This window comes from Sphingomonas sp. MMS24-J13, assembly GCF_044905095.1.
GTDB lineage: Bacteria > Pseudomonadota > Alphaproteobacteria > Sphingomonadales > Sphingomonadaceae > Sphingomonas_I.
In genome coordinates this window covers 2,169,026-2,192,315 of sequence record NZ_CP173258.1, presented here as the reverse complement: position 1 = coordinate 2,192,315, position 23,290 = coordinate 2,169,026, and the positions used below count along the sequence as shown (strand labels likewise).

Below are 23,290 nucleotides of genomic sequence, written 5' to 3'. Positions count from 1 at the left end.
TCTGATTGAGACGGTTTATGGTGTCACCGCACGCGTCATATTGAAGGCGCGGCAAGGTGCTCGCCGTTCCCCACCCACCGGTCGAGTGCCTGCTGTTCACGCGCTCCTTAAGGAAAGGACCGGTAAAATCCCCGAGCGGCCAGGATTTTGACGATTACGGCTTCAGCACGCTTTCCAGAAAGGCCACCGCCGCCGTGTCCGCCCGCAGCCAGCTGTCATAGCGCAGGAAGCCGTGGATCTCGTTCGGCAGGATCAATTCCTCGAACGGAGTATCCTGCGCGGCCAGCCTTCGCGCAAGATCGACCGTCTGGTCGAAGCGGACGTTGCGATCGTCGTCGCCGTGGATCAGCAGCACCGGCGATTTCCAGCCGGCGATCGCCGCCTCGGGCGAGCTTTCGAACGCGGTCTTGAGAACGATGTCGTAATCGCCCTGCTCGTAACGTTGCGGCCGCCCGACCTTGCCGGGATAGAGCGTCCAATCGTGGACCCCGTGGAAATCGACGCCGACCTTGAACATGTCGCTATTGTGCGCGAGCGCGTGCGCGGTCAGCAGCCCGCCATAGGAGCCGCCCCAGATACCGAGCCGCGCCGGATCGACCTCGGGCTGGGCTTTCAGGAACGCTGCGCCGGCGAGCACGTCGAGATATTCCGAATTGCCTGCGACGCCGGCCTTGGCGGGATGCTGGAACGCCCGGCCATAACCGATCCCCAGCCGGTAATTGACCGACAGCACGGCAAACCCGCGCGACGCATAATATTGGTTCATCGCATAAGCGTGGGTGTAATAATCCATGTAAGACCAGCCGAGCAGCATCTGCCGCGGCGGCCCGCCATGGACGAAGATCAGCCCCGGATGCTTGCCGCGTCCCTTGGGCAGGAAGAGTTGGCCGTGGATCAGCATGCCGTCCGAAGCAGTGAAGGTCACCGGCCTGGGCACGATCAGCTTGGCGGTATAATCGATCGTCGTCGTTTCCAGCGGACGCGCGTTCTTCCCGCCGGCATCGGCCAGTGTTACGCGCATCGGCGTCGTGGCGGTTGAACCGACGAAGGCGATCTTGTCACCGAGCCCGACCGGCGTCCATTCGAGCCCGCTGCCCGGCGTCAGCCCGACCGGCCCAGGCTTGTCGACTGCGACCCGGAAGATATGGCGGCGATCGATATCGCCCTCGGCGGTGCCGCTGTTGGCGCTATAGAGCAGGCTGCGATGATCGGGCGTCATCGACACATGCTCGACCATGAAATTGCCCGGCGTCAGCAGGGTTGGTTCGCCACCCGACGCCGGCAACGAGTAGAGATGCGGCCAGCCGTCCATTTCGGCACGGAAGGTCAGGCGATCACCCGCGCCCCACATCAGGAAGAGCCCGTCAGGCACTTGCGGGAACGAGCCGTTGATGACCTTCGGGCTGCGCCACGCCAGTTTTGCCGTGCCGTCGGCGATGCTGCCGACCCAGATCGAGAAGGGATTGGGCTTCTCCTCCAGCGGCGACGACAGGATATCGGCGATGCCCGCCTGCCGCGAGAAGGCGATCCGTGTACCGTCGGGCGACCAGGCGGGATTGTCGTCGAACGACGTGGTCGGCGCGATCCACGCGAGCGGCCGGTCAGGCGACGAATAGACGCCGATAAAGCTGTGATCGCCGCGATGCGAGACGAAGGCGAGCTTGCTGCCGTCGGGCGACCAGGCGAGGCCGCCGATCTTGCCATGATCGTAGAAGAGTTTGACCGGCTTGCCTTGTCCGGAAGGATCGACGGTGAAGACCTGACCGTCCTTGAGGAAGGTCAGCTTGCCGCCCGGCGCGAAGACCGGCGCCTCGCCCTCGGCGACTTTGACCGGCGCCCCGCCGCCGATCGAAACCCAGATTTCCATCTGCGGCTGGATCACCGACGAATCCGGGTTGGGCGGCGGCAGGTTGTTCGCCCAGCTGTTATGCTCGCCCCCGCCATGCACCCAGGCGAGCATCTTGCCATCGGGAGAGAAGGCGAGCGACGAGAATTCCTGTCCGTCGTCGCGCGTGCCGTCGGTCAGCTGGCGCGGCTTGTAATCCGGGCCGTCGGCGATCCAGATGTTGCGGATGCCCTTGCGCATCTCGATCCAGGCGAGCCTGCCGCCGGCTTTTGGCGCCGTCAGCTCGCTCTCGAACGGGTAGGAGAGAAAGGCCTCGAGCTTTGGTGGCGGTGGCGCGGCCTGTGTGGCGGCAGCGAGCGCGATTCCGGTGGAGCAAGCCAGCCACAGGCGCTTGAGCATCGATTTCCCCTTCGCGACGATTTTGTCGGTTACATCATTCACGCGCCGGCACGGCCCCACAAGGACTCGGGCAAAAAGCCGTGCCCGCTTCATAGACGATCGAAGGCGTGCGGTCGGCAGCCAGGAAGATCGGTCCGTCGAGGTCGACGATGTCACACAACTGGCCGAGGATGAAGGCCGGCGCCATTGCGAGGCTCGATCCGACCATATTGCCGACCATCACCTGAAGCCCGAGCGACCGCGCCAGCCGCGCCATCGCCAGCCCCTCGGTCAGCCCACCACATTTATCGAGCTTGATGTTGATCACGTCGAACAGGCCGACGGCGTCCGGCACATCGGCAAGCGTCAGGATGCTTTCGTCGGCGGCGATCGGGATGCGCCGTTTGAATCCCTCCAGATCGGCTTCGCGTCCGCGTCGCAGAGGCTGTTCGAGCAGTTTCACCTCGGCCGCGACCAACGCCGTCATCAAGGCATCGAGATCGTCGATCTCATAACCCTGATTGGCGTCGACGCCGATCCAGCAATCGGGCCGCGCGGCACGCACCGCATTCACCCGGGCAATGTCCAGATCGAGTTCGCCGGTCAGCTTGAGCTTGATCGCGATCGCGCCGCTGAATCCAATCGCGCCCTCGGCCATCTCCTCCGGGCTGCCAGCACCCAGGGTGAAGGTGGTGACGATCGGGGCGGGCTCCTCTTCTAGTTCGGCCAGCTGCCACACCGGCCGTCCGGTCTGGCGCGCCTCCAGTTCCCACAGGGCGCAATCGATCGCATTGCGCGCACCGCCGGCCGGCAGGATCTCGCGCAGTTCGGCGCGTGTGATGCCGTATTCGATCTTGTCGCGGATCTTCGTGATGGCCGCCATCATCGCCGGAACGTCATCGTTCATATAATAGATGCCCGACGCTTCGCCCCGGCCGATGTGGCGGCCATCGGACAAGATCACTTCGACGACGTCGCTCGTGGTGAAGACATGGCCGGAAATATGGAAGGGCTTTGCGAGGGGGAGCGACTTGACCGTAGCCCGAAGCGTCAGCGTCTTGACCTCGATCATGCCAATGGTCCTCATGCGGCGCCCGGCTGTGCCGGCGACGACCCGGCCAAATCCGACCCGTGATTGCGCGCCCACGCAAAGCAATGGTAGATTTCGATCCGAACCCGCAGTTTAAGCGCTAGGTTGTTCCTGATCAGGATGGTATGATCCTGATCAGGATGCGTCAAGCGATATGCGGAGCAAGTGGGAGACCGTTTTACCATGCCAAGCCGCCCGTCGACCCTCGGCTCAGTTCTGCGCGGTCTACGCAGCCGCAACGACTGGACGCTCAAGGAGATGAGCCAACGCAGCGGCATCCCGATCTCGACCCTGTCGAAGGTCGAGCATGATCGCCTGACCTTGACTTACGACAAGCTCCAGCAGCTTAGTCAGAGGCTCAATATCCGCATGTCCGAGCTGTTCGCCGAGGGGGAGGCGTCGGCCACCCCGGCGGTCACCGGGCGGCGCAGTATCGGCAGGCTGGAGACGGCGTTGCGGGTCAACACCGCCAATTACGATTATTATTATCTGTGCACCGAACTGCGCCAGAAGCGCATGATCCCCAACATCACTCGGGTTCGGGCAAAGTCCCTCGCCGAATTCGGCGATCTCGTGCGCCATTCGGGCGAGGAGTTCATCTACGTCGCCGAAGGACAGGTGATCGTGCACACCGAATATTACGATCCGGTCGTCCTCAATGCGGGAGAGTCGATCTATATCGATTCCGGCATGGGGCATGCGTATCTCGCCGGCGAAGGCTGTGACGAGGCGGTCACCGTCGCGGTCATGTCAAGCGAGGAGGACGATCTGATGGCCTCGCTCATTCACATCCATGGCGAACGCACGCAGGAGATCGAGAAGGAAGTGGCGGCTTAGCGGGCTTCAAGTCCGGCCGTAACCGGGGTGGTTCTGGCACCCATACCCTGAGGTTATGCCATTCGGCGCGATTGATGATTGCGCGGTCGTGGCGATCGGGTTTGAGTTCGGCACGTTCAGCAAGAGGCTACCATGATCCTTCCGCCCTACCTTCTCTATATCGGCAAGGTCGCCGACCCCCTGTCGGTGAAGACTTCGCGCGGGATCGCGGTATGGCGGCCGGAGCTTTGCCTCGGCCAGTTCCGCACCACCGACGATGCGATCGATCTGGGGCTGGAGGATATTGGCTTCGAGGAAGCCGCGGCGCGCGGTGCCCGCACCCTCGTGCTCGGCATCGCCAATGCCGGCGGCGTGATCGCGCCCGAGATGGTCGAGCATGTCGTGCAGGCGCTGCGGGCGGGGCTCGATATCGCCAGCGGGCTTCACCAACGCCTTTCGAGCAATCCCGAGATCAGCGCGGTGGCGCAGGAACTCGGTCGTACCTTGTGGGATGTGCGCGAGCCGCCGGCCGATCTCAAGGTCGGCAAGGGCGTGCGCCGGGCCGGCAAACGGCTGCTCACGGTCGGCACCGATTGCTCGGTGGGCAAGATGTATACCACGCTGGCGCTGGAGCGTGAGATGCGCGCACGCGGCATCAACGCCGATTTCCGCGCGACCGGTCAGACCGGCATCCTCATCGCCGGATCGGGCATGCCGATCGATGCAGTGGTCGCGGATTTCATCTCGGGCGCGGTCGAGCAGCTATCGCCTGCGCGTGAGGATGGCGGCTGGGATCTGATCGAAGGGCAGGGTTCGCTCTTCCATCCCTCTTTTGCCGGCGTCTCGCTCGGTTTGCTGCACGGTTCGCAGCCTGACGCCGTCGTGCTCTGCCACGAAGCCGGCCGGGTGCGGATGCGCGGCATGGCGGTCCATACCGTGCCCGATCTGGCCCTGTGCCTCGAACGCAATCTCGAGGCCGCGCGGCTAACCAATCCCGATGTCATCCCGGTCGGCATCGCGCTCAACACCGCATCCCTGACGCCCGAGGCGGCGAAGCGCGCCTGTGCCGAGGCGGAGGATTTGCTCGGCCTGCCATGCCAGGATCCGGTGGCGATGGGCGTCGATCGGATCATCGATCGGTTCGGCGCATGCTTCGCACTGTAACCATCGCCGCCGAGCAATGGCCGCTCAAGACGCCGTTTCGCATCTCGCGCGGGATTCGCACCGTCGCCGAGGTGGTAACGGTCAAGATCCAGCAGGACGATGCCTGCGGGCGCGGCGAGGGCGCGGTGACCCCGCGTTATGGCGAGAGCGTCGAGGCGATGCTCGAACAGCTTCGCTCGATCGAGGGTGCTTTGCGCGAGGGCATTACCCGTGACGATCTGCGCCGATTATTGCCCGCCGGATCGGCACGCAACGCGGCCGACTGCGCGCTGTGGGATCTGGAAGCGGTGCTGGATGACAGCCCGTCGGGTCTGTCCGCGTTGAGCCCGATCCCGACCGCCTTGACGATCGGCATCGATACGCCCGAGGCGATGGGCGCCAAGGCGCGCGCCTTGCGCGGTGCCGCGATCGTCAAGGTCAAGGTCGATGGCGAGCTTTGCGAGGAACGGCTCCGCGCGATCCGGGCCGAAGTGCCGGGATCACGGCTGATCGTCGATGCGAATGAAGCCTGGACGATGGATCTGGTCGAGCGGATGCAGCCGGTGCTGGCCGATCTGGCGGTCGAATTCCTGGAACAGCCTTTGCCCGCCGCCAACGATGCCGCGCTGGAGGGATTCGAACCGCTGGTGCCGATCTGCGCCGACGAATCCTGCCACACCACGGCCGATCTCGCACGGCTCCGCCCGCGCTATGGGATGGTCAACATCAAGCTCGACAAGACCGGCGGGCTGACCGAGGCGCTCGATCTGGCAGCGGGCGCGCGCGCGATCGGGATGGACGTGATGGTCGGCTGTATGATCTCGACGTCGCTGTCGATCGCGCCGGCCTTCCATGTGGCGGTACAGGCCGATTGTGCCGATCTGGATGGGCCGTTGTGGCTGACCGAGGATCGGCCGGGCGGGGTGCGGCTGAGCGAGGGCGGGATCATGCTGCCGCCCGAGGCGGGGTTCTGGGGTTAAGTCAGGGGTTTTGCTCGGGGCCAACGGGGTGGGGTTTGCCCAACTCCTAAGAACAAGTCCCCGCAGTCGGCACATGCCGCAACGCCCGCCCGCTGCCCTTGCCCACCACTTGCCCGCCATCGATCGCCAGCACGCCATTGACCAGCAAGGTCCGCACCCCCTCGGCATATTCGGTCGGCGCGGTATAGGTCGATCGCGGCCGGTAGGTGGCGGGATCGAACACCACCACATCGGCGAATGCGCCGGCGCGCAGATGCCCGCGCCCCTCCAGCTTGAAGAAATCGGCGGTACGTCCCGTGCTGGAATTGATGAAATCGGCCAGGCCGATCACCTTCTCCGCCACGACATATCTGGCATATTTCTCGGCGAAGGTGCCGTACATGCGGGGGTGACCAGCCGATCCGTCCGATCCGGTCATCGTCCAGGGCTGCCGCATGATCAGTTCGATGTCGCTCTCGGCCATGTTGAACGAGATGACGCGCGCGCGGCCTTCGGTCTGGAGGATGAGCCGCAGCGCCGCCTCGGCCGGATCGAGCTGCATATCGCGCGCGATCCGGTCGAGCCGCTGGCCGCTATATGGCTGGCCGGCGACGATCACCATCTGCGTTTCGGCGCCGCCGCGCCCGGCGATGAAGCCGCGCATCTCGGTCTTGATCTTCTCGCGCATCGCCGGATCGGCTGCGCGTTTGGCCAGCGCCGCCTGCCCGCCGTCGAGCGCCCAGGGCGGCAGATTGAGCGCCGCGAGGCTCGTCTGCGAGGCATTGTAGGGATATTGATCGGCGGTCACATCGATGCCCTCGCGCCGCGCTGCATCGATCAAGGCGATCATCTCGGGCGCCTTGCCGTGCGCCTCGATCCCGCCGGCCTTGAGGTGTGAGAAATGGACCGGCATGTGCGCCTCGCGCCCGATCCGGATCACCTCCTGCATCGACGGGATCAGGCCGATCGTATGGCCGGTGCCCTCGTCGCGCTGGTGGGTATCGTAGACGCCGCCGCGCAATCCCGCCTCGCGCGAGACCGCAATCACCTCTTCGGTCCTGGCGAAGCTTTGAGGCGCGTAGAACAGTCCGGTCGAAAGCCCGAACGCGCCCTCGCACATCCCCTTGGCCACCATCATCTTCATGGTGGTCAGCTCGGAATCGGTTGGTGCGCGGGCATCGTCGCCGAGTACGGTGTGACGCACCGCGCCGAAACCGACATAGCTGACGACATTGGGGCCGATCGGCGCGGCGTCGAGCGTGGCGAGATAGCCGGCGACATCGCTCTTGCCGCTTTGGCCGGCACCGTCACTGCCGGTGAAGATCGTGGTCACGCCCTGCTTCAGCCAGGGCAGCACCAGCCTGGCCTCGGCGGTCTTGCCCAGGAGAAAGGCATCCGAATGGGTGTGCGGATCGATGAAGCCTGGCGCTACGACCAGACCCTTGGCATCGATTACGTGCGCACTCCGGTACGGATCGGCGGCGGTCTGCCCGACATAGACGATCCGGTCGCCTGCAACTGCGACGTCGCCGATCAGAGGGGTCTGCGACGATCCGTCGTAGATCGTACCGCCGCGGATGATCAGTGTGGCGGACTTGTCCGCGCTCGACGCGGCCAAGGCGCTTGTGCCGAGTAGGAGTGCGATGAGAATGTACGGGCGCTTCATGAGAGAACTGCCCGTCCCCGTCCGTTCCGAGCGCATCGATGGCCTCCCCATAACAAAAGCCCCTAACCGATCTTCCCCGCATACCGGTCGGTCGCCTCGACCAATTCGTGCAATATCCCCGGCTCGTTGAACGCATGCCCGGCGCCCTCGACCAGCCGGAAATCTGCCTCAGGCCACGCCTGATGCAGATCGTAGGCCGATCGCGCCGGGCAGGCCATGTCGTAGCGGCCCTGCACGATCGTCCCCGGAATGTCGCGCAGCCGCCCGGCATTGGCGATCAACTGGCCTTCCTCGAGCCAGCCATGATGGACGAAATAATGGTTCTCGATCCGCGCGAAGGCGAGCGCGAAATGGCCGTCCTCGAACCCGGCCGAGGTCGCTCGATCGGGCAGCAGACTGATCGTCCGGCCTTCCCATAGCGACCATGCCTTCGCGGCCTCGATCTGTGCGACGGGATCGTCGCCGACCAGCCGTTTGCGGAAGGCGCTGCGCAGATCGCCGCGCTCCTCGGGCGGGATCGGGGCCACGAATTCAGCCCAATAATCTGGGAAGACTTCGGACGCGCCGAATTGATAATACCAGTCGAGTTCGGATTTTCGCACGGTGAAGATGCCGCGCAGGACCAGTTCGCTCACATGATCGGGATGCGTTTCGGCATAGGCTAATGCGAGGGCGGATCCCCACGATCCGCCGAACACGAGCCAGCGATCGGCGCCCGCCAGCGCGCGCAGCTTTTCGATATCGGCGACGAGATCCCAGGTGGTGTTGGCGTCCAAGTTGGCGTGCGGGGTCGAACGTCCGCAGCCGCGCTGATCGAACAGCATGACGTCGTAGAGCGCCGGATCGAACAGGCAGCGATGGCGCGGAGAGATTCCGCCGCCCGGTCCGCCATGCAGGAACACCGCCGGCTTGGCGCCGGGTGTGCCGCTGCGCTCATAGTAGATGCTGTGGCCGTCGCCGACATCGAGCATGCTGGTCTCATAAGGTTCGATCGCGGGGTAGAGGGTGCGGTAGGTCATGCGTTCCGTCTGGAGTAAATCGGCGACGAGCGAAAGCGCCTAAGCCAGGGCCGGCATCGGCGGGCGCGCCCGCGCCAGCGCCGCGACAACGATCAGGGTCTGCCCCACGCTGGTACGAGCGCCTCGCGGTGTGCCGGATCGATCGTCGTTTCGGCGGAATCCACCATTTTTCAGGCCTTGAGCAGCCGCCACCGGGCGGCATTGGAACGCGCCATGGTGAGCGCCACCATCGCGGCCGACACGGCGACGACAGCCATGTCGATCAGACCGACCGGCCCGTTGAAGCGCATCGCGATGAAGCCGATCATGGGCCCCGCGATCATGCCGGCGGGGTGCATGGCCGACGCGGCACGGCGCATGAAACCTGTCGGGTTGAGCTCCACGGCCAACGCCGAGCAGCGAATGATCACATAAGTCGAGCCGACGTTGAACAGCACCATCAGTATCGTGAAGGTGACGACGTCCATTACGCCCCCGAACAGCAAAGGTGAGATCATCGCCAGTGCGCTCGCGCCGGCGCCGATCAGCAACGGCAGGCGGCTGCGCAGATAGGAGCTCGCGATCGCCGGCACTGCCCCGCTCAGCGATCCGATCGCCACGCCCCAGCCGATCTCGCCATCGTCGAGGCCGGCTTCCATTGCGGCCGCGCCGACATGGCTCCAGATCATCATCGTAGCGCAGATGAACAGGAACAGGGCTGCTGCGGCGGCGATCGATCCAGCTTTGTCGGTTGCGCGCGTCGTCGCGGCAAAGCGCGGCCGGGCCTGCGCTTCGGGCCCGCGCGACAAAGCCAACAGGATCAGGATCGTCGCCGGGCCGATTGCGAGTGCGGCGAGGCCGATCGCCGGCCCCGCCTGGCCGGCCAGCCAGGGCAGCACCGCTGCTACCAAGGACGAAAGCAAAAGCTGCATCAGGAAGATCGTACCGAACGCCTGCGGCGCGTTGCGCGCGGCTGCGGCACTCGCGGCGCGGGTGTAGAGAATGCCAGTACCGAGGCCATAGAGCGCTCGCAGGGCGACCAGCACCGCGACCGTATCGGCGAACGCCGTCATCAAGCTGGTGGCAAGCGCGGCAGCGGCAACCAGCGCGGCACGTCCGCGGCCGATGCGCCCCGGCAAGCGCCAGTAGAAGACTGCGCCCAGCATCATCCCGAGCTGGCTCGCGCTGACGATCAGCCCGTGGCTGGAAAGCGGAATGGCGGGATTGCCCGATAGCAATACGAGGAACACCGGATCGATGCCCGGCTGAAGGCATGCCAGAGCCGCGACGACGCGGTCCCGCAAATAATGCCGATCCTCCAAACCCAAGCTCCCATGGCAGGCGCTCGTGCCTGCCAGGGCACGTCAGGTTCTTCGGGCACTCTCCCCTTTGCGGGGCCGGGGCTTGAGTTGGACCGGCTCTTCAGGGCCGCGAATATCACTCGGTGTCACGGTCTTGGCAAGATGCACCAGCGTTTTGGACGAAAGGTTTCTGATCTGGCCCATCTGGGCATGCCAAGGCTTGTTATGTCCCAGGAACGGGGTCGTACCTTCCATCGACGCGCTGATGTAGAGCGCGACGATCTGAACCTCCTCGGCGTTGAGCGCGGGATTCAGTTCGCCGACATATTCGCCGATGATGTCCTGCACCGATCGATAGAATGCCTCGACCCGATCGGCGATGAAGGCGTTGTGGTTGGCCAACGCCCACAATTCGGTGAAGAGATGGGTCGTGCGTCTCGACTGAATGTCGACCAGGCAGATGTCGATCACGGCGCGAAGGCGCTCTTCGGACGTCAGATCGGTCTCGCGCACGGTGCGATCGAGCAGCCGCCCGTAGGATTCGAGCAATTCTTCCAGCAGGAGCTGGATGAGGGCTTCCTTGCGGGGGAAATGATAGCTGAGATTGCCTACCTTCATGCCGCATTTGGCCGCGATCCGGCGCAGGGAAAAGCCGCTCGCCCCCTCTTCCAGCAGAACCTCGAGCGCGGCCTTGAGGATGAGGTCGACGGTTTCGGCGCCGCGGGCATAGGTGCCGGGGCGAAGCGGAGCGGCCTTGATCGGATCAGTCGACATCGTACGCTTTCTCTCGAACGCAAATCACCGGATGCGTTGCAGCATCGCAAAATTTGATGAACGTCAAACTTCTGCGCGGGGCAACGCTTTTAAGAAGCTCGCCCCCTAGACGCGATTCATTTCGGTTTCTGCATGAATTTGCTTCAAAATGATGGCGATCGGATACGGGGTTTCCGTAGTTCCAACAACCGCAGGGGCGGGGTTCATACCGAAGCGAAGCAGCTGTGACCGCGCGATCAGTCGCGCGTGCGACAGCGAGGGTCCAAGCCTGATCATAGCCAGATTTGCCGCCTTTTCTCTTCTCGCGACCGGCCCCCATGATCAACGCCTCTCCTGCGTTCGCGGCGCCGCCCGCGCTCTATAAGCGACGTTGTTCGATGTGTCACCAGTCTGGCGCGGCCGGATTGGCCGGGCAATTTCCGCGACTTGCGGGCGGAGTCAACTCGATCGCGTCATCGCCCGAAAGGGGGTGAAGGAGCAGGCCCATCCGACGATGACTGGTACCGCGGCCTTGGCCGACCGTGCCTGCTGATTGTGTCGAGGAAGATTCGCCGACTGACCGAATGCCCGTCACGGCGCGAGCCATGACGGGCAGCGGAATCAGAACGGATAATAACGGAAGCTCAGGAAGCCCATGCTGTTGCCGGCCTGCGGATAGCCGTCGTAGCCCGCGCCTTCGAAGAGCTGGCGCTGGGTATAGCTATACTGGATGCCCACCTGCGCGCGGCCGAACGAACCCTGGTAGAATTTGTCCCAGAACCCGAATGTGAGCTGACGGATGCGGCGCGTATTCTGCGAACAGGTGCCGCCTTCGATGAAGCAACCGGCATTGCTGGTGGCGATGCTGCCGAAATTCGGCGCATATTTGGACAGGCTCTCCTGCTCCTCGCCGGCAAAACCGTAGAGGTCGAGCGCCTTGCTGGCATGCACGGTCACACCGCCGAGCAACATGAACTCGTTGATCGGATGGACCCGACCGTCGGTCGAGAAGGCGACATCGGACAGGCCCGCCGAACCGTAACGCCCGATGCCCTTGCCGCCGAAGCCCGAGAACTGGACATCGAGCAGTTTCGGCACGACCTGCAGGTTGATGCTGCCGCCATAGCCCAAGGTACTGACGCTACGGTTGGCCCCTGTCGTGCCCGAGATCAGGCGCTCGTTGAAGGTGCGGACGATGCCGAAGCCTTCGAGGTGGAGCGAACGGCCGCCGATATTGGCCTCATAAGCAACCTTGCCGATGATGTCGGGTACGTCGTTGAATGAATTGCTGTTGAGGCTGTTGAAGCCCGAGCCGCCGGTCGTGCCCGAGATTGAGGCCACGCCACCCGCCGCCGTATTGTTCTGCGGATTTTCGGCCGCGACTGCGACCCACAGCGCGTGATCCATGAAGTCGGCGGCGATGCGGACGCCCGGCTGACGAGCCCAGGCGAAGCCGGGGATATATTGCGCGTCGACCTGCGGCGGCGTGACCTCGGCGCGGGGCGAAATGCCCTTCGACTGCATCGTCACCAGCGACCAGTTCTGGCCGGCGAGCAGATGCAGGCCATAATCGCCGCGGTTCCAGTCGATCGTGCCGTAGAGGTTGCGGATGCGGGGATTGTAGCTGTCCGACTGGTTCGAATTGGCGGTCTGCGCGGCACCCTGGAAATCGAACTCGCCATACATCGAGGCGACGATGCTTTTGTTCACATTGCCCTGCGCGAGGAAGGAGACGCGGCTCTGGCGTGCGGTGAAGCGGCCTTCATGCTCGTGATATTGCCGCGCATTGGGGAAGTTGACCGCGAAGCTCGACGAGATGTCGTTGCCCTGGAAATGGTCGCGATAGATGCCCGCGAGTTCCAGGAAGCCGCCCGGCGTAATCGTGATTCCCTTGAAGTAGAATTTATCGTTATGATGTTCCTTGTCGATCGCGCTCGCGATCTGGGTGTTGACCTGCTCCTTGCTCACCGGCGCGGGGGCTGACGCGATCTGGGTCTGGACTGCCGCAACCTGGCTCTGAACGGCGGCGGCCTGGGTCTGCGCGGCGGTGGCCTGCTGCTGGGTCGCGGCCTGCGCGGCCGTCTGCTGGTGGACCTCTGAGCGCAGTTCGTCGAGTTCGGCCTGCATCGTGTGGATCTGATCGAGCAACGCCTTGGTCGAAGGCGCCTCGTGCTTCGTCTTGCGCGGCGCCGCTGTCGCTCCACCGGCGATCAGCGAAGTGGCTGCCACCGTGGCTAGCAACGCAATATGCAATTTCATCGTCTCATACCCCTTAATGTCCACCCTGAGTGAACGTCCCGGGGCGGCTAGGGCTGCGCCATGACGGTTCTGTTACATAGTAGAATAGTTGAAGGTTTAAGAAATTTAATCTCTCCATATTTGAATGATTTGCGGCAACATGAAATTAATTTCACTTTGAAACTACTGTGGAAAACCTAATTTATCGAAATTCTGGAACAGGTTTAACGGATCGGTGCGTTCAGCGCGCTGACTCCGATGGGTGGCCTGTCGCCTCGGGCAAAACCGATATGGGACAGTCGCCATGCGAAATCTCCAACGACGTGAGGCTCTGGCAGCGATCGGCGGGGCCGCCTTGTTCGCAGGGCGTGCGTCCGCCACGGCCGGCCTCAGGCGTGATTCCATTGCTGGCCCCGATCAGGGCGAATGGCATCCGTTGAACCTCGGATCGGCGCGCTATCTTTCGCTACCCGCGCGGCTCAACGACAAGCCGTTCAACGCCGTGATCGATAGCGGCGCGACGCGCAGCGTAATCCGTGACGATCTCGCGCTCGATCTGCAATTGCCGTTCGAGGGTTCGACGCTTGCGACCACGTTCACAGGGCCGGTCAGCGGCTCGCTCTACCGGGTCGATCATCTTGCACTCGATGTCGCGAGCTTCCACCATGTCAGCGTCGCCAGCTATGATATGAGCGGTATCGAGCGATCGGTATCGAGCAGGATCCCGTTCGTGATCGGGCAGGATGTGCTGCGCAATGTCGCGGTGGAGATGGACTTCCCGGGCGATCGCGCGCGTTTTCTCACTGCGTCCACGGTTGGGCATCCGGCATCGCACAGGCGGCTGGAGGTGCAGGGTGCCGATCGCGCCTTCCCGTCGCTCGCGATCACGCTCGAGGGGCGGCTTCATGATTATGCGATCATCGATCTGGGCAGTGCGTTGCCCATGTCGATCTCGCGCGAATGGGCGGCCGATCTCGGCCTGCTGCGCGATCGGCGCGTCTCGACGACGATGACGGTGGGCGCGGAAGGGCAGGCGGTCAGCCAGATCTTCACCTTGCGCAACGCTCGGATCGGGCCGTTCACCCTCGCCGAAATCCCGGTCTGCGTGGTCGAGAATTGGCAGATGGAGCGGCCGATCAACATCGGCTGGCCCTTGTTCGCGGCGTTCGACGCGACGCTCAATCTCGGTGCGGATTCACTTTGGCTGAGGCCCGATCCGGTTGCGCTGGCGAAACCCTTTCCCAAGGATCGCTCGGGCATCGGCGGGGTGCGTTATACCGATCACATCAGGGTCGGCCATGTCGCGCCGGACAGCCCGGCTTGGCATGCGGGCCTTCGTGCCGGCGACGATATCGTCGCGCTCGATGGACGCGCGATCGATCAGGCCTGGCCGGCACCGGGAGAGCGGCAAGGCTATCGTCCGGCCGGCACGCCGGTCCAGCTCGGCCTGGCCGACGGGCGCCATATGGACTTCCAACTGGCCGACTATTTCTGAGGCGCGGCGGCGGGCGTTGCCGATCGCCAAATGTAGGGTAAACTGGCCGAATGTCCCATATTTTGGTGATCGAGGACGATAAGGAGACGGCCGGTGAGATCACGGCCGCTCTGCAGGCCGACGATCATGTGGTTACTCACATACCCGACGGAGCGCTCGCGCTGGAGCAGGCTCTCCGCGAGCCGTTCGATGCGATCACGCTCGATCGCATGCTGCCGGGGGTCGACGGGTTGACGTTGATATCGCGGCTGCGCGCGCACAATGTCCATGTGCCGGTGCTCATGATCAGCGCGATGAGCGATGTCGACGAGCGCATCGCCGGCCTACGCGCGGGCGGGGACGATTATCTGGTCAAGCCCTTTGCGCCGTCCGAAATGGCGGCCCGCGTCGCGGTGCTGCTGCGCCGGCACCAGCAGCCCTCGCCCTCAGCGATCCTGCGTGCCGGCGCGATCGAGGTCGATCTCATCGCGCGTACCGTGCAGGTCGATGGCAATACGGTGAGGCTGCTCCACATGGAGTTCCGTCTGCTCGAATTCCTGATGCGGCATCAGGGCACGATCGTCAGCCGGCGGATGATCTTCGAACAGGTGTGGGGCTATCATTTCGATCCGGGCGCCAACCTGATCAACGTCCATATCGCGCGCCTGCGCAAGAAGCTCGATCGGCCGGGGCAGCCATCGGTGATCGCCACCGTCAAGGGCGAGGGTTATCGATTTGACGCTGTCTGATCGGCTGCGCTTCCGCGACGTCAGGAGCATCAGCACCTTTCGCCTGACCGCATTGCTCGGCCTGCTCTTCGCGCTCGGCATGGCGGGAATGATCGGATTGATCTACCTCCAGACCGCTGAGGAGTTGGATGCGCGCAGCGACGCGATCCTGCGGCTCGAGGCGAAGCGGCTCCACGCGGTGAGCGTGGCCGATCTGCCAGCCCGCATCACCGCGGACATCGCGCAGAATACCAGCCGGTTGAACTATTATGCGCTGGAATCGGCAGACGGGCGTCTGATCGTCGGCAATATCGCGATACCGTCGGGCCTGCTGTTCGATCGGCCGGTCGACGTACCCGAAGGGCCGGGCATCCCGCAGCCGGTGCGCATGCTCGCGAGCCGGACGGCGGCGGGCGAAACCCTGATCATCGCGCGCGATATGGCGCCGGTAGTCGATCTGCGGCGACGGATGCTGACGATCCTGATAACGAGCGGCCTCGTAATCGCGCTCGCGGTACTGGTGTGCGGCTTCCTGCTCAGTCTCGCCCCGTTGCGGCGCGTGCGCGATCTGCAGCGCGTCAGCAGGCGCATCGCTGCGGGCGATCTCAATGCGCGCATGCCGGTGCTGGGTCGGCACGACGAACTCGATCAGTTCGCCGGCACGGTCAATGTGATGGTCGAGGATGTCGGCCGCGTGATCTTGCAGGTAAAGGAGGTGACCGACGTCATCGCCCACGATCTGCGCGCGCCGCTGGCGCATGTGCGCCGGTTGCTCGGGCGGATCGCGGAAATGCCGGGGTTGCCGGCCGCTGCGGGCGAGATTGCGGAAGCAGGTTCGGCGGATTTGGAGACGGTGCTCGATCGCTTCGCGGCTCTGCTGCGCATCTCGGAGCTGGAGGACGGGAGGCGGCGCGCGGGATTCGGCGAGGTCAAATTGCTGCCGATGCTGACTACGGTATACGAATTGTACGAGCCGGTGGCGGAGGAGGCCGGGATCGGTTTCGTGCTCGATTGCCCGGACGGGCTGAGCGTCAATGGCGACGCCAAATTGCTGTTCGAGGCCGTGAGCAACCTCGTTGACAACGGCCTGAAATTCACCGCCGCCGGCGGCCATGTCTCGCTGACGGCCCGCGCCGACGACGGCGTGGTGATCGAAATCCGCGACAATGGCCGCGGCATTGCGGAGAATGAACGCGAGGCGGTGTTGCGGCGGTTCTTCCGTGGCGCCAATTCGGTCGATGTTCCGGGGTCCGGCGTGGGCTTGAGCATCGTCATGGCGATCGTGCGTCTCCATGACTTTTCGTTCGAACTGGGGGATGCGGCGCCAGGATTGGCGGCGCGGATACGGTGCCGAGAGTGATCGGAAGTACGTCACCCCAGGGAGAGCAGCGGGCTCGGGCGAGTTGAGCGCGCTCAATCCTCCTGAGATCCCAGCTTTCGCTGGGATGACGCCTATAGATTAACCCATCCCTTCCGAGTGAAAATCATTTCACTCGCCGCACTGCACAAAATCCTGCACTGGCATCACGTCGATGGCGCCAGCAAGACATTTCCCTTTCGAGCGGCGTCATCGGCACTTGTATTTGTCGAGACCGTATAATGCTTCATTTGGTCAAGCTCGCGCTTGGTAAACCATATACCTTCGTCGTTCTCGCAATTCTGATCTTGTTGTCGGGCACGATTGCGTGGTTCAAGACGCCGACCGACATCTTTCCCGACATCAAGATCCCGGTGATCGCCGCGGTGTGGACCTATCGCGGCCTGCCGCCCGAGGACATGGCGGGGCGCGTCGTCTATTATTACGAGCGCCAGCTTTCGACGACCGTCAACGATATCGATCATATCGAAAGCCAGTCGTTGAACGGCATCGGCATCGTGAAGATATTCTTCCGGCCGGGCGTCGATATCCGCACCGCGACCGCGCAGGTGACCTCGGTTTCGCAGACCGTGCTCAAGCAGATGCCGCCGGGCATCACGCCGCCTTTGATCCTCAACTACAACGCATCGACCGTGCCGATCCTGCAGCTTGCGCTATCGGCGCCCGATCTGTCCGAACAGAAGATCTACGATCTCGGACAGAACTTCATCCGCCCGTCGCTTGCCGCCGTGCAGGGGGCCGCGATCCCGTCGCCTTATGGCGGACGCGAGCGCCAGATCCAGATCGATCTCGATCCCGACGCGCTTCAGGCGCGCCAGCTTTCGGCAACCGATGTGGGGGGGCGCTTGCCGCGCAGAACCAGATCGTGCCCGCCGGCACGACCAAGATCGGTCAGTATGAATATAATTTCCGCCTGAACAACAGCCCGGCGGTGATCGACCAGCTCAACAATATGCCGATCAAGACGATCGGGAGCAGCACCGTCTACATGCGCGATGTCGCGCATGTGCATGACGGTTCGCCGCCCCAACGCAACGAAGTGCGCGTCGATGGCAGCCGCGCGGTGCTGATGACCGTGCTGAAAAGCGGTTCGGCCTCCACCATCGCCATCGTCGATCAGGTGAAGGCGCTCTTGCCCAAGCTCGCCGAGACATTGCCGGCGAGCCTCCACGTCCAGCCGCTGTCGGATCAGTCCTTGTTCGTGAAGGCCGCTGTTTCGGGCGTGGTGCGCGAAGGCATCATCGCCGCTGCACTAACCTCGCTCATGATCCTGGTCTTTCTGGGATCGTGGCGCTCGACAGTGATCATCGCCGCATCGATTCCGCTCGCGGTGCTGGCGGCGGTGGCCGCCTTGTCTGCGGCAGGAGAGACGCTCAACATCATGACATTGGGCGGGCTTGCGCTCGCGGTCGGCATCCTCGTCGATGACGCCACGGTCACGATCGAGAATATCAACTGGCACCTCGAACAGGGCAAGCCGGTGCGCCAGGCGATCCTCGACGGCGCGGAGCAGATCGTTGGGCCGGCCTTCGTTTCGCTGCTCTGCATCTGCATCGCGTTCGTGCCGATGTTCTTCCTGCCGGGTGTCGCGGGCTTCCTGTTCGCGCCGATGGCGAAGGCGGTGGTGTTCGCGATGATCGCCTCGTTCGTCCTGTCGCGCACGCTCGTGCCGACGATGGGCAATTATCTGCTGCGCGATCACGCGACCGAGCACACCGCGCAGATCATGGCGAGTCACGATGCAGGCGCCGGCCGGCCGGAGACGCGCAATCCGTTCCGGCGTTTCCAGCATGGCTTCGAACAGCGGTTCGAAGGCATGCGGCTTTATTATTCTTCGGTGCTGGCCCTTGCGCTTGCGCGCCGCAAACTGTTCGTCCCCGCTTTCCTTGGCTTGATGCTGGTTTCGCTGGCGCTCATTCCAGCGCTCGGTCGCAATTTCTTCCCCTCGGTCGATTCCGGCCAGATCAACCTTCACGTTCGAGCTCCGGTCGGCACCCGGATCGAGGAAACGGCCGCCCTGTTCGATCACATCGAGGGGCGGATTCGCGCGATCGTCCCGCCCGATCAGCTCGTCTCCATCGTCGATAATATCGGGTTGCCGGTCAGCGGCATCAATCGCGCTTATTCGAACACTGGCGGCGTCGGTCCGCAGGATGGCGATATTCTCGTCACCCTCAGCAAGGATCATGCGCCGACGGCCGGCTATGTTCGTGCGCTGCGCGGGGCGCTGCCGGAAAACTTCCCAGGCTCGACCTTCTCGTTTCTGCCGGCCGATATCATCAGCCAGATCCTGAACTTCGGTGCCCCAGCGCCGATCGACGTTCAGGTCGCGGGCCCCGATTTCAAGGCGAACGAGGCATATGCCCACCTGCTGGTCGCGCGCCTGCGCCATGTCGCCGGCATTGCCGACGTACGGCTGCAGCAGGCGAGCGACTATCCCGAACTCGCCTTCGACGTCGATCGCAGCCGCGCCGATCGGCTCGGCATCACGGAAAACGACGTCACGAAAAGCCTCTCGGTCAACCTCGCGGGCAGCTTTCAGGTTGCGCCGGCCTTCTGGCTCAACCCCCGCAACGGCGTCTCCTACCCGATCGTCGTCCAGACCCCGCAATATCGCATCGATTCGATGTCGGGCATGAACAATGTGCCCGTGACCGGATCCAAGCCCGGCGATTTCCAAATCCTCGGCGCGCTTGGAACGCTCCATCGCGAGCCCTCGGCAGCGGTCGTGTCGCATTACGCGGTCCAGACCTCCTACGACGTCTATGCGACCACCCAGTCGCGCGACCTCGGCGCGGTCGCGGCCGATATCCAGCGGATCATCGAAGACACGAAGGCGCAGCGGCCCAAGGGCGCGTCGGTGACGCTGCGCGGCCAGGTGGAGACGATGAACACCGCCTTCACCGGGCTGGTGCTCGGCCTCGCCGGCGCGATCCTGCTCATCTACCTGCTTATCGTCGTCAACTTCCAGTCGTGGATCGATCCGATCGTGATCGTCTCGGCTTTGCCGGCCGCGCTGGCCGGTATCGTCTGGATGCTGTTCGCGACACACACCCCCTTGTCGGTACCGGCATTGACCGGGGCGATCATGTGCATGGGGGTCGCCACCGCCAATTCGGTCCTGGTGGTGAGCTTTGCGCGCGAACGGCTCGCGATCACGGGCGACGCGCTCAAGGCGGCGGCCGAGGCGGGGGCGACCCGCTTCCGTCCGGTGTTGATGACCGCGCTGGCCATGATCATCGGCATGGCGCCCATGGCACTCGGGCTGGGTGAGGGGGGCGAGCAGAACGCGCCGCTCGGCCGCGCCGTCATCGGCGGGCTGATCTTCGCCACCATGGCGACCCTGGTGTTCGTGCCGGTCGTCTTCAGCATCGCGCATCGCCGTGATCGCAGCCCGAAGGCTGCGTCCGGTGCCGATGCCTTCTCCGGAGAGCCAGTTTATGCAGAATGAGGGCACGACGCCGTGGGCGCCGCGCGGCTTGAAGACGGCAGGAATGGTCGCCGCGGGGGTGGCCGTCCTGATCGTCGGCATCGGCTTCTGGACCCGAGCCAGCGATGCGAGCGAAGCGCAGCATTGGTCCGATGCGCGCGCCGTGCCGACCGTCCATCTGGTGCCGGTCAAGGCTTCGACCGCGCGCGATCCGCTGACCTTGCCGGGAACGATGGAGGCGTGGAACGCCGCCAAGATCTATGCCCGCGTCGGCGGTTACCTCCGGAATTGGGATCGGGACATCGGCGCCACCGTCGCCACCGGCACACCGCTGGGTATTGTCGACACGCCCGAACTCGATCAGCAGATCGTGCAGGCGCGGGCCGATCTGGCGAAGGCGCGCGCCAGCGCCGGACTCGCCAAAAGCACCGCAGCACGCTGGAACGACCTCCTCTCGACCAATTCGGTCTCGCATCAGGAAGCCGACGAGAAGAATGGCGAGCTGGCGGCCAGCAACGCCTCGGTCCAGTCGGCCAGCGCCAATCTGGGGCGCCTCCTTGCCCAGAAGCAATTCGCCACGCTGCGCGCGCCCTTTGCCGGCGTGGTGACGTTGCGCAGTGCCGATGTCGGCGATCTGGTCGGGCCGGGTGCGAGCACCCAGCAGCCCTTGTTCGCGGTCGCCGACGTGCACCGGATCCGCCTCTACGTCAGCGTGCCTCAAGCCTATTCGGCGGCGATGCGCCCCGGCCTGCGCGCCACCCTCACCGTTCCCGATTATCCCGGTCGTATCTTCACTGCCGAACTGATCGGCACTTCGGGGGTGATCAACCCACAGACTGGCACGCTGCAGATTCAGCTCGTCGCGGACAATCCGGGGGGACTGCTCAAGCCCGGCGGCTATGCTCAGGTGCAGATCGCCGCGCCATCGCCTGGCGCCACGATCGCGATCCCGTCGAGTGCGCTGGTGTTCCGCGCACAGGGCATCCGGGTGGCCACGATCGGGCCGGACAGTCGCGTGCGGATGCTGCCCATCAAGCTTGGGCGCGATCTGGGTGGCACGATCGAGGTTACTTCGGGCCTCGGGCCAAACCAGCGCATCATCGACAGCCCGCCCGATTCTATTGCCGACGGCGAACTCGTCCGGGTCGCGGACACGGCCCATGGCTAGGGTGCGACTGGCGGCCGGGGCCGCGTTGCTGGCGATGCTCGCCGGCTGTTCGTTCGCGCCGCCCTATCGCCCACCCGCGATCGCCACACCCGTCGCCTACAAGGAAGCGGGACCATGGATACCTGCCGCTCCGGCCGATCTCGCCATGCGGGGGGCATGGTGGGCCGTCTTTGGCGATACGACCCTCGATAGCCTCGAGCAAAGTGTCGATCGCGATAATCCCACGCTTGCCGAGGCGCTCGGCCGTTACGACGAGGCGCGCGCTTATCTGGTGCAGGCGCATGCGGGGCTGCTTCCCACGATCGGCTTCAACACCGAAATCAGCGGTAATCGGCAGTCCGACAACCGGCCGCTGCGCGGCGCGAACCAGCCCAACCAATATCCGGCCGACGCGATCGGCGCGAGCGCCTCCTACGAGCTCGATCTGTGGGGGCGCGTGCGCAACAGCATTGCTGCGGGCAGGGCCGACGCCGAGGCGAGCGCCGACGATCTTGCCGCGATCCGCCTCAGTCTCGAGGCTGAACTCGCCTCGAGCTATATCGCGTTGCGCGGCTACGATCTGCAGATCCAACTCCTGTCCGCCACCGTCGATGCCTATGCCAAGGCCGATGCGATGACCGAACGGCGGTTTCGCGGCGGCATCGCCTCGGGTGTCGATACCGGCCGTTCGGGCGCGCAACTGGCCGAAGCGCAAGCGCAACTCGCCGACATCCGGGCCGCGCGCGCACTGACCGAGCATGCGATTGCCAGCCTGACCAGCACGCCGGCGTCCAGTTTCGCCGTCCAGCCGGCGGCGACCGGGTTGCCGATCCCGATTGTGCCGGCGAGCCTGCCATCGGCCTTGCTCCAGCGACGCCCGGACGTCGCCGCGGCGGAACGCCGCATGGCCGCCGCCAATGCGCGGATCGGCGTCACCAAGGCGGCCTTCTTCCCGGCGATCTCGCTGGGTGGACAGGTTGGCGTACAGAATACCGGGCTGCCCGATCTGATCTCGGCCCCCAACCTGTTCTGGTCGATCGGGCCCAATCTGGTCCTCAATCTTTTCGACGGCGGGCGCCGGCGCGCGCAGCTCGCGGTCGCGCGTGCCGAATGGAACCAGTCGACTGCCGCCTATCGCCGCCACGTGCTGCAGGCATTCCAGGATGTCGAGGACAACCTTGCGCGGCTCCATCTCTATGGGGTCGAGGCCGAGGCCGAGGATCGCGCCGTGACACAAGCGGGGCAGGCCGAAGCGCTTTCGCTCAACCGCTACGTCAAGGGCGCGGTCGATTATCTGGACGTGGTGACCGCGCAGACCACCGCGCTGCGCACGCGGCGCCAGGCGCTGATCCTGACCACTTTGCGCCTGCAGGCGAGCGTCGGGCTGATCCGGGCGCTGGGTGGCGGCTGGATCAATCCAGACGCGCAGCAGGCGGCCGACCGGGTCCCTCAAGCACCGAACCATTCACTCAGGAAATCCCCCCACGAAGGAGATCGTCATGCGTAAGATCGTTATTGCCGCAGCATTTGCCGCCGCGATGCTGGGCGGTGCCGCGCAGGCGGGCGCCCCTGGCGGTTCGCTACGCTTTCGCGAACTCGAATACCAGCAGCCACGCGATCCGCTGACCGGATCAAACCCGGCCTATGTCGAGATCCACCACGCCTCGATCGATCAGCTTGCTGGCGCCCGTGCGGCGATCGAGGCGGCGGTTCCGGCCGGCGCCGATCGGCGGGGTGCCGAACGCCTTCTCACGCTGGCGGGCGCACGCTGTGGGGCGGTTGCAGCCGATGGTGTGGAAACCTGCACCTATCGCGATGTCGAGACCGTCGACGAATATCTCGATCAGGTCCGCTGGACGGTGCGGATGAACCTTGCCGGCGACAAGGTCGCTTCGATCGCAGTCGATCGGACGTGGCAGCGCGACTGATCGATTGCTGGGGCCGC

At 64.4% G+C, this 23,290-nt stretch carries 16 protein-coding genes and 1 pseudogene; 10 read left to right on the top strand and 7 right to left on the bottom strand.

Annotated features, from left to right (window positions below; translation table 11 throughout):
- Nucleotides 1–154 precede the first annotated feature (154 nt).
- Together AB4Z44_RS10220 and AB4Z44_RS10215 are read right to left on the bottom strand one after the other, a co-directional pair.
- On the bottom strand, nt 155–2,245 hold the full coding sequence (locus AB4Z44_RS10220) for a S9 family peptidase (RefSeq protein ID WP_404713928.1): 2,091 nt from the start codon (nt 2,243–2,245) through the stop codon (nt 155–157).
- 34 nt (nt 2,246–2,279) lie between these two features.
- Nucleotides 2,280–3,296, bottom strand: a complete 1,017-nt coding sequence (locus AB4Z44_RS10215; protein WP_404713927.1) for a dipeptide epimerase — start codon at nt 3,294–3,296, stop codon at nt 2,280–2,282.
- A gap of 201 nt (nt 3,297–3,497) precedes the next feature.
- Here AB4Z44_RS10215 and AB4Z44_RS10210 point away from each other — a divergent pair, with 201 nt between their 5' ends.
- The 3 genes from AB4Z44_RS10210 (at nt 3,498) to dgcA (ending at nt 6,253) form a co-directional block, all read left to right on the top strand.
- Entirely contained in the window at nt 3,498–4,151 is a 654-nt protein-coding gene (locus AB4Z44_RS10210) for a helix-turn-helix domain-containing protein (RefSeq protein WP_404713926.1), read from the top strand.
- 132 nt (nt 4,152–4,283) lie between these two features.
- Nucleotides 4,284–5,294, top strand: a complete 1,011-nt coding sequence (gene dgcN, locus AB4Z44_RS10205; protein ID WP_404713925.1) for an N-acetyltransferase DgcN — start codon at nt 4,284–4,286, stop codon at nt 5,292–5,294.
- Nucleotides 5,279–6,253, top strand: a complete 975-nt coding sequence (gene dgcA / locus AB4Z44_RS10200) for an N-acetyl-D-Glu racemase DgcA (RefSeq protein ID WP_404713924.1) — start codon at nt 5,279–5,281, stop codon at nt 6,251–6,253. The genes dgcN and dgcA overlap by 16 nt, the downstream gene beginning before the upstream one ends.
- Nucleotides 6,254–6,299: 46 nt before the next feature.
- Here dgcA and AB4Z44_RS10195 read toward each other — a convergent pair whose 3' ends face one another.
- The 5 genes from AB4Z44_RS10195 to AB4Z44_RS10175 form a co-directional block, all read right to left on the bottom strand.
- Nucleotides 6,300–7,898 (bottom strand): amidohydrolase family protein, encoded by a 1,599-nt coding sequence (locus AB4Z44_RS10195; protein WP_404713923.1) that lies wholly within the window; start codon nt 7,896–7,898, stop codon nt 6,300–6,302.
- A 62-nt stretch (nt 7,899–7,960) separates the two neighbouring features.
- The gene (gene pip / locus AB4Z44_RS10190; protein ID WP_404713922.1) at nt 7,961–8,917 is read right to left on the bottom strand and encodes a prolyl aminopeptidase; all 957 of its coding nucleotides are present in this window, start codon (nt 8,915–8,917) and stop codon (nt 7,961–7,963) included.
- A 170-nt stretch (nt 8,918–9,087) separates the two neighbouring features.
- Nucleotides 9,088–10,200, bottom strand: a complete 1,113-nt coding sequence (locus AB4Z44_RS10185) for an MFS transporter (protein WP_404713921.1) — start codon at nt 10,198–10,200, stop codon at nt 9,088–9,090.
- Between the two features lie 60 nt (nt 10,201–10,260).
- Nucleotides 10,261–10,971, bottom strand: coding sequence for a TetR/AcrR family transcriptional regulator (locus AB4Z44_RS10180; RefSeq protein WP_404713920.1), 711 nt, complete (start codon nt 10,969–10,971; stop codon nt 10,261–10,263).
- 600 nt (nt 10,972–11,571) lie between these two features.
- Nucleotides 11,572–13,209 carry a hypothetical protein gene (locus AB4Z44_RS10175; RefSeq protein WP_404713919.1) on the bottom strand — a complete coding sequence of 546 codons (1,638 nt, stop codon included), beginning with the start codon at nt 13,207–13,209 and terminating at the stop codon, nt 11,572–11,574.
- Between the two features lie 283 nt (nt 13,210–13,492).
- On the opposite strand from AB4Z44_RS10175, the gene AB4Z44_RS10170 reads away from it, so the two are divergent.
- From AB4Z44_RS10170 to AB4Z44_RS10140, 7 genes and pseudogenes are all read left to right on the top strand, one after another.
- Complete coding sequence (locus AB4Z44_RS10170; RefSeq protein ID WP_404713918.1) at nt 13,493–14,683, top strand: aspartyl protease family protein; 1,191 nt, start codon at nt 13,493–13,495, stop codon at nt 14,681–14,683.
- Between the two features lie 50 nt (nt 14,684–14,733).
- Nucleotides 14,734–15,411, top strand: a complete 678-nt coding sequence (locus tag AB4Z44_RS10165) for a response regulator transcription factor (RefSeq protein ID WP_404713917.1) — start codon at nt 14,734–14,736, stop codon at nt 15,409–15,411.
- Complete coding sequence (locus AB4Z44_RS10160) at nt 15,398–16,750, top strand: sensor histidine kinase (protein WP_404713916.1); 1,353 nt, start codon at nt 15,398–15,400, stop codon at nt 16,748–16,750. The genes AB4Z44_RS10165 and AB4Z44_RS10160 overlap by 14 nt, the downstream gene beginning before the upstream one ends.
- Before the next feature lie 239 nt (nt 16,751–16,989).
- Nucleotides 16,990–20,219 (top strand): annotated as a pseudogene (locus tag AB4Z44_RS10155) (efflux RND transporter permease subunit).
- Nucleotides 20,209–21,366, top strand: a complete 1,158-nt coding sequence (locus AB4Z44_RS10150; protein WP_404713915.1) for an efflux RND transporter periplasmic adaptor subunit — start codon at nt 20,209–20,211, stop codon at nt 21,364–21,366. The pseudogene AB4Z44_RS10155 and the gene AB4Z44_RS10150 overlap by 11 nt, the downstream one beginning before the upstream one ends.
- On the top strand, nt 21,359–22,852 hold the full coding sequence (locus AB4Z44_RS10145) for an efflux transporter outer membrane subunit (RefSeq protein WP_404713914.1): 1,494 nt from the start codon (nt 21,359–21,361) through the stop codon (nt 22,850–22,852). Before AB4Z44_RS10150 ends, AB4Z44_RS10145 begins: the two co-directional genes overlap by 8 nt.
- Entirely contained in the window at nt 22,845–23,273 is a 429-nt protein-coding gene (locus tag AB4Z44_RS10140) for a hypothetical protein (protein WP_404713913.1), read from the top strand. The genes AB4Z44_RS10145 and AB4Z44_RS10140 overlap by 8 nt, the downstream gene beginning before the upstream one ends.
- Nucleotides 23,274–23,290 lie beyond the last annotated feature (17 nt).

Coding starts and splice junctions, on each gene's coding strand:
- AB4Z44_RS10220 (WP_404713928.1), bottom strand. CDS start 2,245: ATGCTCAAGCGCCTGTGGCTGGCTTGCTCCACCGGAATCGCGCTCGCT.
- AB4Z44_RS10215 (WP_404713927.1), bottom strand. CDS start 3,296: ATGATCGAGGTCAAGACGCTGACGCTTCGGGCTACGGTCAAGTCGCTC.
- AB4Z44_RS10210 (WP_404713926.1), top strand. CDS start 3,498: ATGCCAAGCCGCCCGTCGACCCTCGGCTCAGTTCTGCGCGGTCTACGC.
- dgcN (WP_404713925.1), top strand. CDS start 4,284: ATGATCCTTCCGCCCTACCTTCTCTATATCGGCAAGGTCGCCGACCCC.
- dgcA (WP_404713924.1), top strand. CDS start 5,279: ATGCTTCGCACTGTAACCATCGCCGCCGAGCAATGGCCGCTCAAGACG.
- AB4Z44_RS10195 (WP_404713923.1), bottom strand. CDS start 7,898: ATGAAGCGCCCGTACATTCTCATCGCACTCCTACTCGGCACAAGCGCC.
- pip (WP_404713922.1), bottom strand. CDS start 8,917: ATGACCTACCGCACCCTCTACCCCGCGATCGAACCTTATGAGACCAGC.
- AB4Z44_RS10180 (WP_404713920.1), bottom strand. CDS start 10,971: ATGTCGACTGATCCGATCAAGGCCGCTCCGCTTCGCCCCGGCACCTAT.
- AB4Z44_RS10175 (WP_404713919.1), bottom strand. CDS start 13,209: ATGAAATTGCATATTGCGTTGCTAGCCACGGTGGCAGCCACTTCGCTG.
- AB4Z44_RS10170 (WP_404713918.1), top strand. CDS start 13,493: ATGCGAAATCTCCAACGACGTGAGGCTCTGGCAGCGATCGGCGGGGCC.
- AB4Z44_RS10165 (WP_404713917.1), top strand. CDS start 14,734: ATGTCCCATATTTTGGTGATCGAGGACGATAAGGAGACGGCCGGTGAG.
- AB4Z44_RS10150 (WP_404713915.1), top strand. CDS start 20,209: ATGCAGAATGAGGGCACGACGCCGTGGGCGCCGCGCGGCTTGAAGACG.
- AB4Z44_RS10145 (WP_404713914.1), top strand. CDS start 21,359: ATGGCTAGGGTGCGACTGGCGGCCGGGGCCGCGTTGCTGGCGATGCTC.
- AB4Z44_RS10140 (WP_404713913.1), top strand. CDS start 22,845: ATGCGTAAGATCGTTATTGCCGCAGCATTTGCCGCCGCGATGCTGGGC.